The following is a 16,533-nucleotide window of genomic DNA, read 5'->3' as shown; positions in this document are numbered from 1 at the left end:
AATTATTATTTTTGTTTCAAATTTACTGCCACTTTATTAACTTTTTCATCCTTATTTTTAAAATTTAAATTTTGAATGCTAGTTACAGCATTTTCAGTTTCTGATTCCCTTGCATAAAATATAAATTCACTTGTTACAGAGTCAATACGTATTCCATAAGTTATCCCATTTGCATATCTTAATAAACTTGATAATTCCTTATCTCCCAAATTAGCCAAAATTTTTGTGTAAATCAACCTAGCTTCAGACTCCTTGATATTTTCGTCAGATACTTGTATCAAATTAATTACCATATTTTCAATTATCGCAAGATTAGCCCCATCAACTTTTCCTACCTTTAAAAATATACTCGTAGCACTTATCCCACTATAATCAAGTGCATAAACAGCATCTCCCTTTGAATGTATTTTAGCATAATAGTAGTTTTTGTTTTCATACACCAATTTTTCAAAATCTCCAATGCTTATTTTATTATCCTTGGACTTTGTAGAAAAAGTTTCAATTATTTTTTCAATCGAATTATTTGAAAAAATGTTTTCCTTTGTAGTTTTATTTTGTACATTTTCTGGATTTTTCTTTTTTTCCTCATTCTCCTTTTTTCCACAACCCACCATAAAAACAAATAAAAAAAGCAAAATTACTACTCTACTTTTATTCAACATTTTACTACCGCCTAATTTTGATATACTAAAATTTCTTCAAAAATGAATTAGTAAGACTTATCTTGATAATCAATTCTTTATTTATAAGAATCCAATTTTGAAGTAATTTTATACATTATACAATATAAATCTTTATTTTTCCATATTTTTTCACAAAAAAAGACTATCTAAAAATAAGTTGTACTCATTTTAAATAGTCTTAAAAATTTATAAAAACAAAAACTTATTATTTTTCAATTTTTGTATAAGGCATTAAAGCGATTTGTCTAGCTCTTTTAATTGCTTTAGCAATTTTTCTTTGAACTTTAGCTTCTAATCCTGTTACTCTCGCTGGAGAGATTTTTCCTTTATCGTTCATAAAGTTTTTTAACAATTCAACGTTTTTATAATTAATATCTTCTATTTTAAATTTAACTTTTGGACGTCTTTTTCTTCTTTTAAATTCTGTAACTGGTTTAGCTCTCATTAATTTGCACCTCCTAAAACTTTTATGGCAAAAATCATAAATTTGCCTAGCTATTATTAAAATGGAAACTCTTCATCGTCATCCATATCATCATTATCAAAATCATCATTTTGCACTGGTTTATTATTGCTATTATTAAAAGATTGTTGTTGTTGATATCCACTGTTATTTCCTGAATTTCCTGCACTCTCGACAAATTCAAAGCTGTTTACAACAACTCTTGTCATTCTTCTTTTTTCACCGTTTTGTTCATAACTACTTACGCTTAAACGACCTTGTACAAGAATTCTATTACCTTTTCTAAAATATTCAGCAATTGTTTCAGCTGTTTTTTCCCAAACAGTACAGTCAATAAACTCCACTTCATCTTTTGTTTTTTGCACAGCTAACGAAAAATTTGCAAATGCTTTTCCTCCTGAAGTAAATTTTAACTCAGGATCTCTTGTCATTCTTCCCATTAGTATTACTATGTTCATAAATTTCCCCCTAATTTTTTATATTTATTTTACAATTTAAAATAACCAAACCTCAAATTTAATTTATAAGTATTAACCCTCTTATAATTTAAGTTATTTCAAATTAGTCATTTTTAACAATCATATATTTCAAAAGTGATTCGTTAATGTTTAATTTTGCTTCAATTTCAGTAAATTGAGTTCCATCAGCTTGGAATGTTGTTAAAACATAATATCCATTTTCTTTTTTCTTAATTGGGTAAGCTAATTTTCTATCTCCCCAGATTTCTGTTTTAACTTCAGTTGCTCCACCAGCTGTCAATGTTTTTTCTACAAATGCAACTCCAGCTTGTTTTTCTTCATCTGTCAATTGTGTAGACAAAATAAACATAATTTCGTAATTTCTCATTTCTTTCTCCTTTCCTATGGCTTTTTAGCCCTACTTCCATAAATAGAGCAGGTTCTATAATTATATCAAAAAAAAATAGCAAAATCAAGTCATTTTCAACAAAATTATTTAATTAACATATTTTAAAAAAATTAATAAACAAAAATAAAACTATTTAAAATGTTTTTATTAAATAGTTTGTATTTTTATGATATTCTTAAACTTAATAAATTTATTTATGAATTACTCTTCAAAAAATGGTGGTAATACAAAATCATTTGCATCTTCCATTTTTTCTTCTTCATAATCGTTTTCTTGATTTTGATAGTTATTTTCTTTATCAACTTGTTCTGTTTTGTTTTCTGCTTCCACTTTTTCTTCTGATGGTGCAAATCTAATTGTTTTTGAAGCTTGTATATCCGTTGTCAAAAATTCTTCTTCAAAATCTGTTGCGACTAAAGAAACACTTATTGTTCCTTCTAATTCAGGTTCCATAATATAACCCCATAATAAATTAGCTTTATCATGTCCAGCTTTTTCTGAAATTGTTTGAGCAACTTCTTGAATTTCTTGTAATCCAATGTCTGGTCCAGCAGTAACATTTATCAAGATTTTTCTTGCTCCTTCAATAGATTTTTCCAATAATGGACTGTTTAATGCCTGAGCTGTTGCACTCTTAGCTTTTTCATCCCCATTTGCTTCTCCAAATCCTAACATTGCAATTCCCGAATTTTGCATAATAGATTTTACATCTGCAAAATCCAAATTTACAATTCCTTGTTTTGTAATTAAGTCAGAAATCCCTTTTATTCCCATTTTCAAAACACCATTTGCTTCTTTAAAAGCATTCATTAATGAAATATTCATTCCTGGTATTTCAAAAAGTCTGTCATTTGGAATAGCAATTAATGTATCAACATTTTCTTGTAAATTACTAATACCTACTGCAGCGTTATTTTTCTTTAATGGCCCTTCAAAACTAAATGGTTTTGTAACAATAGCTACAGTTAAAATTCCCATTGCTTTTGCAACTTCAGCAATAATCGGAGATGCTCCTGTACCTGTTCCTCCACCCATTCCAGCAGTTATGAACAACATATCTGTTCCTTCTAACACTTCTTTTATTTTTTCTTCGGATTCCTTTGCAGCAATCCTACCTTTTTCAGGGTCTGCTCCAGCTCCCATTCCTTTTCCTAAAAGTACTTTTATAGGTGCCTTTGATCTATCTAAATCTTGCTGATCTGTGTTTATAGCTATAAAATCAACAGTTGTTATGTTACTTTCAATCATATCATTTATTGCATTTCCACCTGCTCCACCTACTCCTACTACTTTCAGTTTCGCTGCATTACTAAAGTTATCCATTTTTTCTTTGCTACTTAGATTATTATAACTTATTTAAAGTAGCTTCTCCTTTCTCTTTTTTTACGATTTCACAACAATATCTATAAATCTTAAATCCATAGAAGTTACGGGTTTTTCTTTTTTTATTCTCTCGTATAGCTTATATGCATCATTATATTTTTTTTCTGTTACTAAAGTATCCGTTATAATTTTTACATTATTAATCAGTACTATTTCATAATTTTTTTCAGATTGTCTTATTTCTGAAATCATAGCATAAAAATCTTTATTTTTTATTTTAGAAAGTATTGTCTTTATTTGAGCCAAACTTTCATCACTTGTGTACTCTATTACAGGAATATTTTTCGAAGGATCTTCCAAAATATCACCATATATATTCAAATCTTTATCTGCTAAAAGTGTTTTATCTCCTTTTTTCACGTATGCATAAGGTTCTCTTTCTTCTAAAATTACCTCTATTTTACTTGGAAAAAGTTTTCTTACCGATACTTTTTTTACTCTCACATCGGTTTTTATAAGATTTTCAATTTCATTGGTATTTAGATACACAATATTTTTACCTTTCATATGCTCTAGCTGAGTAGCTATGTCTTGTTTTAGTAATTTTGATTGCCCTTCAATTAGAACTTCCTGAATTTTAAAATAATCTGTATCAATAAATCTTTTACCAAAAAACATCATTCCTGCCAATAAAAATAATAAAATTAATACTTTAACTGACTTTTTCATATTTAAAACTCCGTTTTTTCTATTATTATACACTTTTTTTTGATTTTATTCAATATATTAAATAAATTTATTTAAAATTATTTCAAAATTAAAATTATTTATCATTATTTTTTTAAAATTATTATTTCTGTTTCCAATTTTACTCCAAATTTTTCAAATACTACTTCCTTTACATGTTCAATAACTGAAATAATATCATTAAAAGTAGCATTACCTAAATTTGTTACAAAATTTGGATGTTTTGGGGAAATTTCCACATCCCCAACTCTATAGCCTTTTAAACCAGCATCTGAAATTAGTTTTGCCGCAAATGTACCTTCTGGATTTTTGAATGTGCTTCCTAAATTTGGCAAATCCAATGGATGTTTTGTTTTTCTTTGCTCCCTTTTGTCCTCTGAAGCAGCCTTATCAAATCCAAAACCAAATTTAAACAAGGCAGAAACTACAATCCATTTATTTTCTTTTATTTCAGTGGTTCTATATTTAAAGTTCAAGTCTGTTGTCTTAATTTTTACAATTTCTCCATCGTTTTTACAAACTTCCACTTCTTCAATGCAGTCAAAAATTTCTGTTCCATAAGCTCCACCATTCATATTTACAAGCCCACCAACAGATCCCGGAATACCAGTAATATTTTCTAGCCCTGAATAATTATTTTTTTCCATAAAATCTATCAAATCATCCAAGTCTAGTCCTGCTTCCACTCTTACCAAATCATAATCACCTTTTTTTTCTTCAACTGTTATATTCTTCAATCTTTTTAATGATAAAAAACTTATATCCAAATTTCCATCATTAATAAGAGTGTTTGTCCCATTTCCTAAAAGAAAAATATTACTTCTAGTTTGCAAAATTTCCTCTAATTCTTTTTTATCATCTATGAAAATAAGCTCTTTTGCAGTTCCGCCAACTTTCATATTTGAATATTCCTTCATCTTGGCATTTTTTATTATTTCCATTTTTTATTTTATTCTCTCCCTCTTTGGATTTTATTTCTTATTTTTCCATCTTTCTCAAATCATTCGCAATCTCATGAGCCACCTTTGATACACTTCCAGCTCCCATAAACACATAGGTATTCCCACTATTTGTATCATTTTTTATTATTTCTTCTATTTCTTCCTGAGTTTGTACTCTGACATTTCCTCCGATTTTTTCTGCAAGCAATTCTGAAGTTACACCATAAGTATTGTCTTCACTTGCTGCATAAATTGGAAGTAAAATCAAGTCGTCAGCATCTTTTAATGAATTTACGAAATCATCAAAGAAAAATTTTGTACGGCTGTATCGGTGAGGCTGGAAAATTACAGTTACTTTTCCTTTTTCAGTATTGTGTGCTGCATTGATTGTTACTTTTACTTCTGTTGGATGGTGAGCATAATCATCAATCAATCTCAAATTATTGTCATAAATAACTTGGTATCTTCTATTTGCACCTTTAAATTTCAAGATTCTTTCTTTCACTTTTTTCATATTACATTTAAACTCGTGTGCAAAATAAATTACTGGAAGTGAATTTGAAACATTGTGTTCTCCAGGGATACTTAGGCTGAATGTTCCTAAATCTTCACCTTTTTTCACAACTTCAAAACTTGTTATTCCATTTTCCACTCTTATATTTTTCGCATAAATATCAGCGGTTTCATCTTTTATGCTATACCAAACTACATTTTTATTTTTTATATTAAGTCCAACTTTCTCTATCGTATCTTTACAAAGTATCGCTATTTTTTCTGTACTGTCTATAAACTGCTCAAATGATTTTTTTATATTTTCAAAAGTCCCGTGATGATCCAAGTGATCAGCTTCAATATTTGTTACAACTGAATATTTGGGTTTAATGTATAAAAATGAATTATCACTTTCATCAGCTTCAGCAATAAAATATTCTGAATTGCCAATCTGGCTGTTACTTCTTATTTCTGGAATAATTCCCCCAACTACTATAAATGGCTCCTTTTCCAAAAGTGCTACGCTCATCATTGAACTTGTTGTAGTTTTTCCATGAGTCCCTGCCACAGCGATTCCATCAAATCTGTTCATTATTTCAGCAAGCAGTTCCCCTCTTTTTATTTTTTTTATATTATTATCTACAATGTATTTGTACTCAGGGTTTGTTTCCTTAATCGCAGTTGAATATACAAATAAATCTATTCCTTTGTCCTTTACATTTTCCTCAACTTGTCCTATATAAACCTTTATTCCCATTTCTTCCATATCTTCTGTTACAGGCTTTCTTTCAAGATCTGAACCTGCCACATTAAATCCGTCTGCTGCCAGAATTTTTGCAAGTCCGCTCATTCCAATTCCGTTTATTCCACTAAAATATACGTTATTTATTTTTGTTAGCATTTTTCCTCCAAATTTTTTTCCTAATTTTTGTTCTTAAAGTCCCATTTCTCCAACTATTGTTTCTGCTGAGTTCCCTTTTTTCAAGGTTTTTACATTTTCACTCATAAATTCCAGCATTGATGCCTGTCGAACTATTGACAAAGCTTCGTCTATTGCTTTTTCTACTGTTTCATTTGTAAAAATTTTTGCACCATTTGCATATTCTAGCACCTCTGCATTTTCCTTCTGACCAACAAAATCGTATGGAATCAGTACTGATGGCTTTTCAAGCTGAATAAGTTCAGAAATAGTTGAAGCTCCTGCACGACAGATTACAATGTCAGAAGCTGCCATTAATTCTGGAACATTTTCAAAATATGGTTCAACTACTGCTGTTCCAAAATCTCTTATTTTGCAAGTTGATGCTTCATAATTATCTTTTCCAGTTGCCCAAAATAAGCGTATTCTCTCATCTTCTGTTATTGTCTTCCACTTTTTCAAAATTGCTTCATTTATGTTTTTTGCACCAAGACTTCCACCTATAATAAGGATCATTCTTTCATTATCCTTTATTCCAAGTTTTTGCCTTTCCTCCTGCTTGTTTTTCCCATAAAATTCTTCCCGCAACGGATTTCCCGTTACAACAAATTTGCTTTTATATTTTTCCTTAATACTTTCAAGTGTATTTTCAAAGGCAATAAATACCTTTTTTGCACCTTTGTAGAACCATTTGTTAGCCTGACCCATTGTATGATTCTGCTCTTGCAAATAATATGGTATTCGTAACACATTAGCCGCTATTAGCACTGGTATTGTTATATAATTTCCAAATGCCACAATTTTTGTAGGCTTTTCTTTTTTTAGCAGTTTTATTGCACTTGCCGTTGCCGTTATCATTTTAAATCCTGATTTTATACTTCTTAAAGGCAATACATCCAGCCCAATAAATCTAAAATTTTCATTCGGAATAATATCCTTTTCCATTCTATGCTTTGTGCCAATAAACAATGTATCTATGCCTTTTTCTCTAACTTTTTTCGCAATTGACAAGGCTGGATAGATATGTCCACCTGTTCCTCCTGTAGTAAATACTACTTTTTCCATTTTTATTTCCCTCTCGTTTTTATTTATTAGTCAAAATTCAGTTCTACATCATATAATCCATTTCCCTTAGTTTATCAAGGTTTCTTCCCATTTCCTGCTTATATAATGCCCGCAGTATGTTATAAACAATTCCTAGAGTCAACATAACCACTATCATTGTACTCCCACCATAGCTCATCATTGGAAGAGGTATTCCAGTTGATGGTATTAACTGACTTGCGACCGCTATATTTCCAATTATCTGAGTGGTAAGCATTATGAAAATACCACTTAAAAGATATTTTGCATACAAATCCTTTATTTTTCTCAAGGCAATTCCTATTATGATTAGCAAAGCTGCGTACAATCCTAATAAAAATAAAACTCCTAAAAATCCATTTTCTTCAGCAAATCCTGAAAAAATATAATCTGTATGTATTTCTGGCAAAAAATTATATTTTTGTAAACCATTCCCATAAAATCTTCCACTAAATTTACCATTTGCAATGGCAATAAGTGATTCAGCAGTTTGTCCTCCGCCATCTTTAGATTTATATTCAATAAGTCTGTTTACTCTATACCCAGTTGTTGTTATTGCAAGCCATCCACCAATTCCTATTATTGCAGCATAAGTAGAAATTATTGAAAATTTTATTTCTGAAATAAATAAATAAGTCAACGCTATTATTGTAATTTGTGCTGTGCTACTAAAAGACTTTTCCAATAAAATAAGACTCATGTATATGAATGCAACAAACATCATAATTCCACTTGATATTTTAGGAAATTTCTTTATTTTATTTTGAGTTTTATACTTGTACGCAAGTGTGGATAACATAATAATTAAAAATAATTTTGAAAATTCTGAAGGCTGTATAGAAAACCCTCCGATTTCAAGCCAACGTGTCGCTCCATTTTTTGCTTTTCCTGCAATCAGAACCAACACAAGACCAAAAAGCCCTATAACATATAAATATCTAGCTATACCCTTATATTTTTTATAATTTAAATTAGCTGTAATCCAAAATGATATCCAACCTAAAAACAGCCACAATCCCTGTTTTATTAATTGATAATAACCTTCTTTCCCTTTTGGAAAACTAAGACTTGCTATCGTTATAAGGCTCAATGCTGAAAATATTATAATAATAATTACAAAACTTGTTCCCAATATTTTTTTACTATTCACTTTTTTCTCCTAAATTACATTTTTTTCTAAAAAATAAAAATTATTTTCCTATAATTTTTTGTGTCAATTCCTTAAAGACTTTTCCTCTATGTTCAAAGCTTTTAAATTGGCAAAAGCTCGATGTTGCAGGTGAAAATAGTACTGTCTGATTTTGTGAAAAATCCACATTTTCCTTCAAGTAATTTAGTACATTTTCAACTGTTTCCAAATTTTTATAATTTTTATATCCAATCTTTTCCATATCGTCAATCAAAATCTGAGCATTATCTCCAATTAAATAAACAAAGTCAACTTTCTCCTTAACTCTTTCAATCAAAGGCATATTATCAATTTTCTTATCATCTCCACCGAGAATCATAATAATCGAATTATTAAATGAATCAATTGCTTTTAATGTTGATTCTACATTTGTTCCCTTAGAATCATTAATAAATATTGTATTTTCTTTCACAAAAAAATTTTCAAGCCTATGTTCAAGAGCGTTCGTTGATTTTAAAAATTCAGCTAATTTTTCATTTTTCACATTTAATATTTTTGCTGAACTTATCAAAAATAACATATTTTCCAAATTATGTCTACCTTTTAATGACAATTCTTCAGTTTTTAACAAAATTTCTGAAATTTCATCAATTTTTTTACCAAAATTCTGAAATTCATCAACCCGTTTACTCAAATCCTTCATTATACGAATATTATTTTCATAAACAAAAACTGTTCCTTTTGCCTCTTTACTTAAATAAACTTTTTGAGCCTTTATTTTCTCCTTTATCCCATTTCTTTCATACAATTCTGAAAAAACTTCATCATCTAGATTAATCAATGCAAAATCATCGCCTGTCTGCTTATCAAAAATCGCAAACTTTGTAATATAATAATCTTCTACGGAATTATATCGTGTCAAATGATCTGGAGTTAAATTAATTATTCCAGCGATATTTGAATGAATTTGCGGATTATTTTCCAGTTGGTAGCTGCTAAGCTCCAGTACAATATAATCCAACTCTTCCTCATCAGCCACCAATTTTGCAAATGAAAAACCCGCATTCCCGGCAAGTTTTGCACGAAATCCAGCAAAGTTAAGTAATTCTGCCATTTTAGTAGATGTTGTAGTTTTTCCATTTGTCCCAGTAAACGAAATAATTTTTATATTTTTATCCACATATTTATAAGCCAGATCAATTTCTGAAATAATCTTAACACCTTTTTCCTTGGCAACTTTCAAAAGTTCTGCCTTCCACGGAATCCCGGGACTTTTTACTATAAATTCAACCTTTTCCTCATTCAAAAGTCTAATTCCCTCTGCCGATGGCATTGCAGCCTTATCATCTATCAAATACACTTCATATCCATTTTTTTCTAGCAATTCCTTAGCACCAAGCCCACTTAACCCAGCACCAAATACAATTCCTTTTTTATCCATGTGATTCTTTCCTCTCTTTAATTTATACAATTTCATAAATGTTAATTAATCCTAAGTATTTAACTAAACAGTTTTTCTATTTTAAAAAATGTTTATTAATAACTTTTTTATTATTTATATATTTTAATTTTTTAAAAAATAGCTTAGTTGAATACTTAAAAAATAAATTCATTATATTCTTATTTACAATTTCATTTTTTATAAAACAATAAATAAAAACATAATTTAATTAGTTTGCAGGGGAAAATCCCCCGCTTTATTTATCTTAATTTCAAAATTACAAATGTTAATAGACATGTCATTATTGAAACAATCCAGAATCTTATTGTAACTTTTGTTTCAGGTAATCCCAGCAGTTCAAAGTGATGGTGAATTGGTGCCATTTTGAATACTCTTTTTCCGAAAGTTTTAAAGTGCCAGACTTGAATCATAACTGACAAGGCTTCCATAATAAATATAAATCCAGCAATTGGTAATAACAGCTCTTGTTTTATGAAAATAACAATTATTCCTAAAATTCCACCTAATGTTAAAGAACCTGTATCTCCCATAAACATTTGTGCTGGATAAAAATTGTACCATAAGAAACCGATTAAAGCTCCGATTACTGAGGCTAAATAAACTATCATTTCAGCTGCTTGTGGAACGTAATAAAGATTTAGATATTTTGCATATTTTACATTTCCGGTTAGATAGGTAATAATTAAAAGCGTGATACTTACCACAATTGTAGGTCCGCTCACAAGTCCATCCAGTCCATCTGTCAAATTTACGGCATTTGACGAGCCGATTATTACAAATGCCACAAAAATAAAGAACAGAATTGGAGTTATGTATAAATATGAATTTTTAATTAATGGATTTATTATTGAAAAATCAATTGTTTTGCTTACAAGTCCAAATTTATATACAAATCCAAATGTTAATGCTGTAATTATCAATTGTCCCAGTATTTTTTTCTTTCCAGAAAGCCCTTTCTTGTGCTTTGTCAATTTTAAATAATCATCATAAAATCCAATTGTTGTAAATAAAATTGTAATTATAAACAAAAATACAATAAATTTATTCGTAAAATTACCAGCGATAGCAGTTGCAAATAAAATTGCACCAATTATTAAAAGTCCTCCCATTGTAGGCGTTCCCGACTTGTCAAAATGTGACTTAGGCCCTTCCTCTCTTGCTGTATCTCCGTATTTTTTCTTTTTAAGCCAAGCAATGAAAGGTTTCCCACAAATTAACATAAATAAAAATGCAATCATAAACGCCACAGACGCTCTCAACATTATTGATTTAAAAACACGTAAAACTCTCCAGTTATTTATAAATAACTCTTGCAGTAAATATAACATTCTTTATTATAGAATTTTTTTACTCAATAATCCATACTCAAATAAATTATGCAACAATAAAAAAACTCTTCTCCTTTCTCATTTTTTAATATCTATTTTTCTATGATTTCTTCTAATCTCATTCCACGTGATGCTTTTAACAGCACTGCCTTTTCTTCCGAAATCTGTCTTATTTTTTGTTTTATTTCTTCCTTTTGGTCAAAATGTCCAAATTCCCTGTTTTTCAAATTTTCATTTTCTAAATTCCCATTGTCCACATTTTCCTTTATTTTTTCGAATAGGCTTTTCATCCTTTCTCCAAATAAATAAAGTTTGTCAAATTTTGTAGTTTTTATTGTATTAAAAAGGTTGCTATGAAGTTCAAGCTCATTTTCTCCTAGTTCCAGCATATCCCCCAGAACCACAACTTTTAGCCTGTCGTTATATATTTGGGAAAATGTTTCAAGTGATTTCTCCATAGACATTGGACTTGCATTATAGGCATCGTTAATATATGTTGTATTGCCGTTTTCAATTATTTGAAACCGCATTCCAGTCAAGCCAATATTTTTCACAGCTTCACTGATTATTTTATCTTCCATTCTGAATTGTTTAGCCACAGCGATTGCCATAACTAAGTTTAATACATTATGTTCTCCTAGAACATTCGTCTTATAATTTCTCTCAACCGTACTTTGACAAATTTTTCCAAAATATTTCAGAAAAAAATCAGTTCCATTTTCGTTAAAATGAACGTCTCCATAATAAAAATCAGACGTCTTCTCCCTAAACTCGTTATTTCCTAGATTCAAAGCCCTTACAACTTCGATATTTTCAGCTTTTAAATTTTTTAAATAATCATCATCTCCATTGATTACAAGTGTATTTTTAATATACGGAATAATTTCCGTTTTCGCCAAAAATACATTTTCCTTCGTTTTTAAAAATTCCAGATGTGATTCTCCAATGTTGGTAATTACATTAATATCAGGCAATGCAATCTGCCCAAGAAGATCAATTTCTCCAAAACCGCTCATTCCCATTTCCAGAATAATAAACTGGTCATCTTCTTCAGCACGCAACAAAGTGAAGGGCAATCCAATATGATTATTGTAATTCCCTTCAGTTTTTTTCCCTTTATATTTTTGTGAAAGCAAATGGTAAATCATATCCTTTACAGTGGTTTTTCCATTACTTCCTGTAATTCCAATTACTTTTATATCTAAATTTTTTCGCCATTCCCTAGCAAAATTTTGTAAAAATTCAACACTATCATTTACAAAAAATGCACGATTAGCATATTTTTCATCTATTTTTAAATTTTTACTGTCATAAACAGCAAAAGCACCTTTTTCCAACGCTTCATTAACAAAATTGTTCCCACCTCTGATAGCAACAAAAATATCATTTTTATCAAGTTCTTTCGAATTAATCGAAATATTATTTATCTCAAAATCTGATATTTCTACTTTATTAAAGAAACTTTGAAACACTTCAGCTTTATTCATAAAATTTCTCCAGATTCCTATCTAATTTAATACTTTTTTCACAATTATTCGCATTATAAAATTATATCATTTGAAGAGCATTTTTTCAATATATTTTTATTTTTTTTTCAAATTTTTCTAAAAGAATTTATCTTATACACAAATCCGCTTAGAGTCAAGCTGGAAAAATTATGTAAACCTAAAATTTCAGCAGAATAACCTCAATTTTTAAGTATATTTTTAAAATAATTTTACCATAAGTATCTAATTTTATTAATTATTTTTAATATCCCAGCCATCAATTTCGTTAGTTTCAGAAACTTTCTTTATCCAATACCCTGATTTTTTTACTGTCTTTATTTGCGTTGGTAAATCTACCGAGACAAATCCGTATCTGTTTTTGTAGGCATTTGTCCAGGACCAGCAGTCTATCGGTGTCCAAGTGTGGTAGCCAAAGCAGTTTGATCCTTCTTCTATTGCTCTATGAAGATGTGTCAGATGTTCCCTAAAAAAATCTATTCTGTAGTCATCTTCAATTATCCCCTGTTCATTCTTAAATTTTTCTTCTCCTTCAACTCCCATTCCATTTTCTGAAATAAACCATTTTATATTTTTATAGTTATCCTGAATATTTTTAGCAATATCATAAATCGCCTGTGGATAAATTTCCCATCCTCTGTAAATATTCATTCTTTTCCCCGGCATATCATAATTTTCAAAATATTTATCAGGCAGCCAGCCATTTTTAGAAATATCAAATTCCGTTTCTCGAGCCTTTATTCTTCTTGGCTGATAATAATTCACCCCTAGAAAGTCAACTGTATTTTCTGCAATAATTTTTAGTTCCTCTTCTGTACTTTCCCACAAGACTCCGTCCTTTTCCAGTATTTCTATCAATAATTCAGGAAATTTACCATAAATCGCAGGATCTAAAAATGAATTATTAAAAAACACATCTGATATTTTGGCAGCCTTTACATCCTCTTCATTTTCACTTCTTGGATACGATGGCGTCAAATTTAAAATTATTCCTATTTTCCCATCTTTTTTCAACGATTCTATTTTTCTAAATTCCTCGATTGCCTTTGCTGAAGCAAGTGCCGTATTATACAAAACCTGCATAGCTTTTTTTCCATCCACAATCAGCGGATAATGAAATTGATACATATATTGTGCCTCCACAGGCACTATAGGCTCATTAAATGTTGTCCAGTATTTCACCTTATCCCCAAACAGTTCAAATGCTTTTCTGGCATATTTTACAAACAATTCAACCACATGCTTTGATTCCCAGCCACCATATTTTTCCTGCAATTCTATTGGCATATCAAAATGGAACAAGTTCATCACAAGAGTAATACCATTTTTCTCAAATTCCTCTATAACCTCTGTATAAAATCTCACTCCATCCTCATCAACTTCCCCAGTTTCAAAATCCTTTATTAGCCGTGTCCATTGAATCGATGTTCTTAGTGAATTAAGCCCTATTTCCTTATACAACTTTATATCTTCCCTAAAGCTATTATAAAAATTTGAAGCCACATTTGGTCCTACACCATCAAAAAATGCCTTCTTATCTGTATCAAACCAGTAATCAAATATATTTCTGTTCTTTTTATTAAATCTTCCCTCACTCTGTGGTCCAGAAGTAGCCGATCCCCACCAAAAATTATCTGGAAATTTCAATTTTGCCATACAATATTCCTCCATTTATTTCATATTTCTATTTTCCTTCAATATGTACTTCCACCCTCATAAAATCCACTGATAAAATTTTACAATTTCTAAAACCTAAATAATACTTAAAGTGTTATTACTGTTATTATATTCCATTTTTATAAAAAATCAAATCTTTTATAATCAAAAAGTTCACATCTGATCACTCTTATTCCAAGTAAAATCAAAACTAAAATTCCAATCAACTTTTTTATAATATTTCCTTCTCTCATCTTATACTTTTATCATTTTACCTAATTTTTTTAATAATTCTCTTTCGTTTACGTTTTCATTACAATTCTTTTATTTTAAAAATTTTCTCTATAATGAATATATAGAAAATATAATACAATAATGCTATAATAACAAAACAAAATTTACTAGCAGGAGAGGTAACTTATGAAAGAACTATTTAAAAGTAAAATAGAAATTATCGAATTTTTCAAAAAATTTTTTATACAAAAAAGAAAAAAAGAACTGGAAAATGAACCAAAATTATTAAATGAACTAAATAAAAAATCAACCTTGCTAAAGAATCAGCTAAAATTAAAAAATATAAATAAAACTAAAATAAATAAGCAATTGGAAAAAATTCAAAATATAAAAAATGGCAAAATACAAATTATAAATGTAAATAGATATGTTTTAAGGTTTCTGCTCATAGTCCTATTTTATATTTCATTTTTAAATCTTGCCTTAAATCTAAAAGGCTACAACTACTTTATATACGCTTCAGCTGTTATTATAATAATACTATCGTTTTTGTCAATGCTTATAACTTTTATTATTAAAAAGAAAATTTTTACTGCTTATTTTTACGACTATAGTATTAAAAAAATTTTTCTAATGGCTGTAATTTTCTTTGGAGCAGGCTACTTCCTTAATTCCTACAAAAACGAACTTGAAATATTAAATAAAAAATCCATTCTAATAAAAAACGCGGAAATAAATTCAATAGACGAGTTAAAAAACAGCACTCTCGAAATTGTAAACAAAGATGGAAAAACAAAATGGAAAGTAGATAAAAATTTAAAAATTCTTACTTACGAAAACTCTCAAAAGGGAAATATAAATATCACAGATACAGTAATTGACGACAATAACAATGTAAATTTATCTTTTATAAATGAAAAAAATGAAACAATATGGCTAAAAGGAAAGATAATTTATTTCAACTGGGATACCGTAAAAATAAAACTAAAAAATAAAAAAATCATCGAAGGAGAAGTATATGGAAAAATAATTAAGCTGGAAACTGGTGAAACTTTAATATTAAACAATAATTTTGAATTACGGGATGAAAGTAAAAAAATTAGTGATTTTGGTGTGATGGGAACTAGTTTAAATATCAAAAAAATTATAAATAATTTTTTGTTTACATTTTTAATAATTTTTATTTTAATAGAATATGAATACTACAATTTTCCATTTGAAGAAAAAGAAAAAATAGTATCCAAATTAATGCTAAATGAAAAAAATACTCTAACAATAAAAAAATCTGTTTTTTCAATCCTCAGAACAATAAAACTGCTAATGTTTCCAATAGCCTTGATTCAAACGCTACTAATAAGAGATTTTATCTTTAGTCTATTTTTTGACAAAAATCTAAAAAAAGGCTACGACATAATAAACGTCCTCGTATCCTATTTTTCAAAATCATACTTGCTAATTTTTATAATACTCCTGCTCCCAATACTAACAGAGTTATTTAACATTCTAAAATTAATTAAACGCTACATAATATTAAACAAGATAGACAGATTTTCTAACATAAAGAAAAAAAGAAATTATTCTCGAATAATGATTTATAGCAGAAAAAAAAATAACCGCTATCTAAATTCTTTTATAAAAAGAACTTCTAAAAAAGAGTAATTTTACTAAAAATTTTCCTGTATTAAAATCTAAACTAGATTA

General features: G+C 28.7%; 15 protein-coding genes. 1 reads left to right on the top strand and 14 read right to left on the bottom strand.

Features of this window, described 5'->3' with window-relative positions; genetic code table 11:
* Positions 1–5 precede the first annotated feature (5 nt).
* The 14 genes from QU666_RS01065 to QU666_RS01000 form a co-directional block, all read right to left on the bottom strand.
* Positions 6–662, bottom strand: a complete 657-nt coding sequence (locus tag QU666_RS01065) for a hypothetical protein (RefSeq protein WP_021769627.1) — start codon at positions 660–662, stop codon at positions 6–8.
* A 226-nt stretch (positions 663–888) separates the two neighbouring features.
* Positions 889–1,128 (bottom strand): 30S ribosomal protein S18, encoded by a 240-nt coding sequence (gene rpsR / locus QU666_RS01060; RefSeq protein WP_021769626.1) that lies wholly within the window; start codon positions 1,126–1,128, stop codon positions 889–891.
* Between the two features lie 56 nt (positions 1,129–1,184).
* On the bottom strand, positions 1,185–1,604 hold the full coding sequence (locus QU666_RS01055) for a single-stranded DNA-binding protein (protein ID WP_021769625.1): 420 nt from the start codon (positions 1,602–1,604) through the stop codon (positions 1,185–1,187).
* 103 nt (positions 1,605–1,707) lie between these two features.
* Positions 1,708–1,992: a 30S ribosomal protein S6 gene (gene rpsF, locus QU666_RS01050; protein WP_036071314.1), complete on the bottom strand. Its 285-nt coding sequence runs from the start codon at positions 1,990–1,992 to the stop codon at positions 1,708–1,710.
* Between the two features lie 222 nt (positions 1,993–2,214).
* Positions 2,215–3,336, bottom strand: coding sequence for a cell division protein FtsZ (gene ftsZ / locus QU666_RS01045; RefSeq protein WP_021769623.1), 1,122 nt, complete (start codon positions 3,334–3,336; stop codon positions 2,215–2,217).
* A gap of 60 nt (positions 3,337–3,396) precedes the next feature.
* Complete coding sequence (locus QU666_RS01040) at positions 3,397–4,065, bottom strand: cell division protein FtsQ/DivIB (RefSeq protein WP_036071311.1); 669 nt, start codon at positions 4,063–4,065, stop codon at positions 3,397–3,399.
* Between the two features lie 104 nt (positions 4,066–4,169).
* On the bottom strand, positions 4,170–5,024 hold the full coding sequence (murB, locus tag QU666_RS01035; protein WP_021769621.1) for a UDP-N-acetylmuramate dehydrogenase: 855 nt from the start codon (positions 5,022–5,024) through the stop codon (positions 4,170–4,172).
* Positions 5,025–5,061: 37 nt separating this feature from the next.
* The gene (gene murC, locus QU666_RS01030) at positions 5,062–6,417 is read right to left on the bottom strand and encodes a UDP-N-acetylmuramate--L-alanine ligase (protein WP_021769620.1); all 1,356 of its coding nucleotides are present in this window, start codon (positions 6,415–6,417) and stop codon (positions 5,062–5,064) included.
* A 33-nt stretch (positions 6,418–6,450) separates the two neighbouring features.
* Positions 6,451–7,500: an undecaprenyldiphospho-muramoylpentapeptide beta-N-acetylglucosaminyltransferase gene (gene murG / locus QU666_RS01025; RefSeq protein ID WP_021769619.1), complete on the bottom strand. Its 1,050-nt coding sequence runs from the start codon at positions 7,498–7,500 to the stop codon at positions 6,451–6,453.
* 43 nt (positions 7,501–7,543) lie between these two features.
* Positions 7,544–8,668 (bottom strand): FtsW/RodA/SpoVE family cell cycle protein, encoded by a 1,125-nt coding sequence (locus QU666_RS01020; protein ID WP_021769618.1) that lies wholly within the window; start codon positions 8,666–8,668, stop codon positions 7,544–7,546.
* Positions 8,669–8,708: 40 nt separating this feature from the next.
* Entirely contained in the window at positions 8,709–10,088 is a 1,380-nt protein-coding gene (gene murD / locus QU666_RS01015) for a UDP-N-acetylmuramoyl-L-alanine--D-glutamate ligase (RefSeq protein ID WP_036071308.1), read from the bottom strand.
* A 260-nt stretch (positions 10,089–10,348) separates the two neighbouring features.
* Positions 10,349–11,437 carry a phospho-N-acetylmuramoyl-pentapeptide-transferase gene (mraY, locus tag QU666_RS01010; protein ID WP_021768803.1) on the bottom strand — a complete coding sequence of 363 codons (1,089 nt, stop codon included), beginning with the start codon at positions 11,435–11,437 and terminating at the stop codon, positions 10,349–10,351.
* A gap of 92 nt (positions 11,438–11,529) precedes the next feature.
* A complete protein-coding gene (gene murF, locus QU666_RS01005) occupies positions 11,530–12,924 on the bottom strand; it encodes a UDP-N-acetylmuramoyl-tripeptide--D-alanyl-D-alanine ligase (protein ID WP_021768804.1) in 1,395 nt (464 codons plus the stop codon).
* A 252-nt stretch (positions 12,925–13,176) separates the two neighbouring features.
* Entirely contained in the window at positions 13,177–14,598 is a 1,422-nt protein-coding gene (locus tag QU666_RS01000) for a glycoside hydrolase family 1 protein (protein WP_036070382.1), read from the bottom strand.
* 420 nt (positions 14,599–15,018) lie between these two features.
* Between QU666_RS01000 and QU666_RS00995 the strand changes: the two genes are divergently transcribed.
* Positions 15,019–16,491 carry a hypothetical protein gene (locus QU666_RS00995; protein ID WP_021768806.1) on the top strand — a complete coding sequence of 491 codons (1,473 nt, stop codon included), beginning with the start codon at positions 15,019–15,021 and terminating at the stop codon, positions 16,489–16,491.
* Positions 16,492–16,533 lie beyond the last annotated feature (42 nt).

Origin of the sequence: Leptotrichia sp. HMT-225, from assembly GCF_030644325.1 — a bacterium.
In the GTDB taxonomy this organism is placed as follows: domain Bacteria; phylum Fusobacteriota; class Fusobacteriia; order Fusobacteriales; family Leptotrichiaceae; genus Leptotrichia; species Leptotrichia massiliensis.
This window is presented reverse-complemented; position numbering and strand designations above follow the sequence as displayed.

Bases quoted from the DNA above. Each gene is read 5' to 3' on its own strand.
- murG (WP_021769619.1), bottom strand. From the start codon at position 7,500: ATGGAAAAAGTAGTATTTACTACAGGAGGAACAGGTGGACATATCTAT.
- murC (WP_021769620.1), bottom strand. From the start codon at position 6,417: ATGCTAACAAAAATAAATAACGTATATTTTAGTGGAATAAACGGAATT.
- murB (WP_021769621.1), bottom strand. From the start codon at position 5,024: ATGGAAATAATAAAAAATGCCAAGATGAAGGAATATTCAAATATGAAA.
- murF (WP_021768804.1), bottom strand. From the start codon at position 12,924: ATGAATAAAGCTGAAGTGTTTCAAAGTTTCTTTAATAAAGTAGAAATA.
- QU666_RS01040 (WP_036071311.1), bottom strand. From the start codon at position 4,065: ATGAAAAAGTCAGTTAAAGTATTAATTTTATTATTTTTATTGGCAGGA.
- QU666_RS00995 (WP_021768806.1), top strand. From the start codon at position 15,019: ATGAAAGAACTATTTAAAAGTAAAATAGAAATTATCGAATTTTTCAAA.
- QU666_RS01055 (WP_021769625.1), bottom strand. From the start codon at position 1,604: ATGAACATAGTAATACTAATGGGAAGAATGACAAGAGATCCTGAGTTA.
- mraY (WP_021768803.1), bottom strand. From the start codon at position 11,437: ATGTTATATTTACTGCAAGAGTTATTTATAAATAACTGGAGAGTTTTA.
- QU666_RS01000 (WP_036070382.1), bottom strand. From the start codon at position 14,598: ATGGCAAAATTGAAATTTCCAGATAATTTTTGGTGGGGATCGGCTACT.
- ftsZ (WP_021769623.1), bottom strand. From the start codon at position 3,336: ATGGATAACTTTAGTAATGCAGCGAAACTGAAAGTAGTAGGAGTAGGT.
- rpsF (WP_036071314.1), bottom strand. From the start codon at position 1,992: ATGAGAAATTACGAAATTATGTTTATTTTGTCTACACAATTGACAGAT.
- murD (WP_036071308.1), bottom strand. From the start codon at position 10,088: ATGGATAAAAAAGGAATTGTATTTGGTGCTGGGTTAAGTGGGCTTGGT.
- QU666_RS01065 (WP_021769627.1), bottom strand. From the start codon at position 662: ATGTTGAATAAAAGTAGAGTAGTAATTTTGCTTTTTTTATTTGTTTTT.
- rpsR (WP_021769626.1), bottom strand. From the start codon at position 1,128: ATGAGAGCTAAACCAGTTACAGAATTTAAAAGAAGAAAAAGACGTCCA.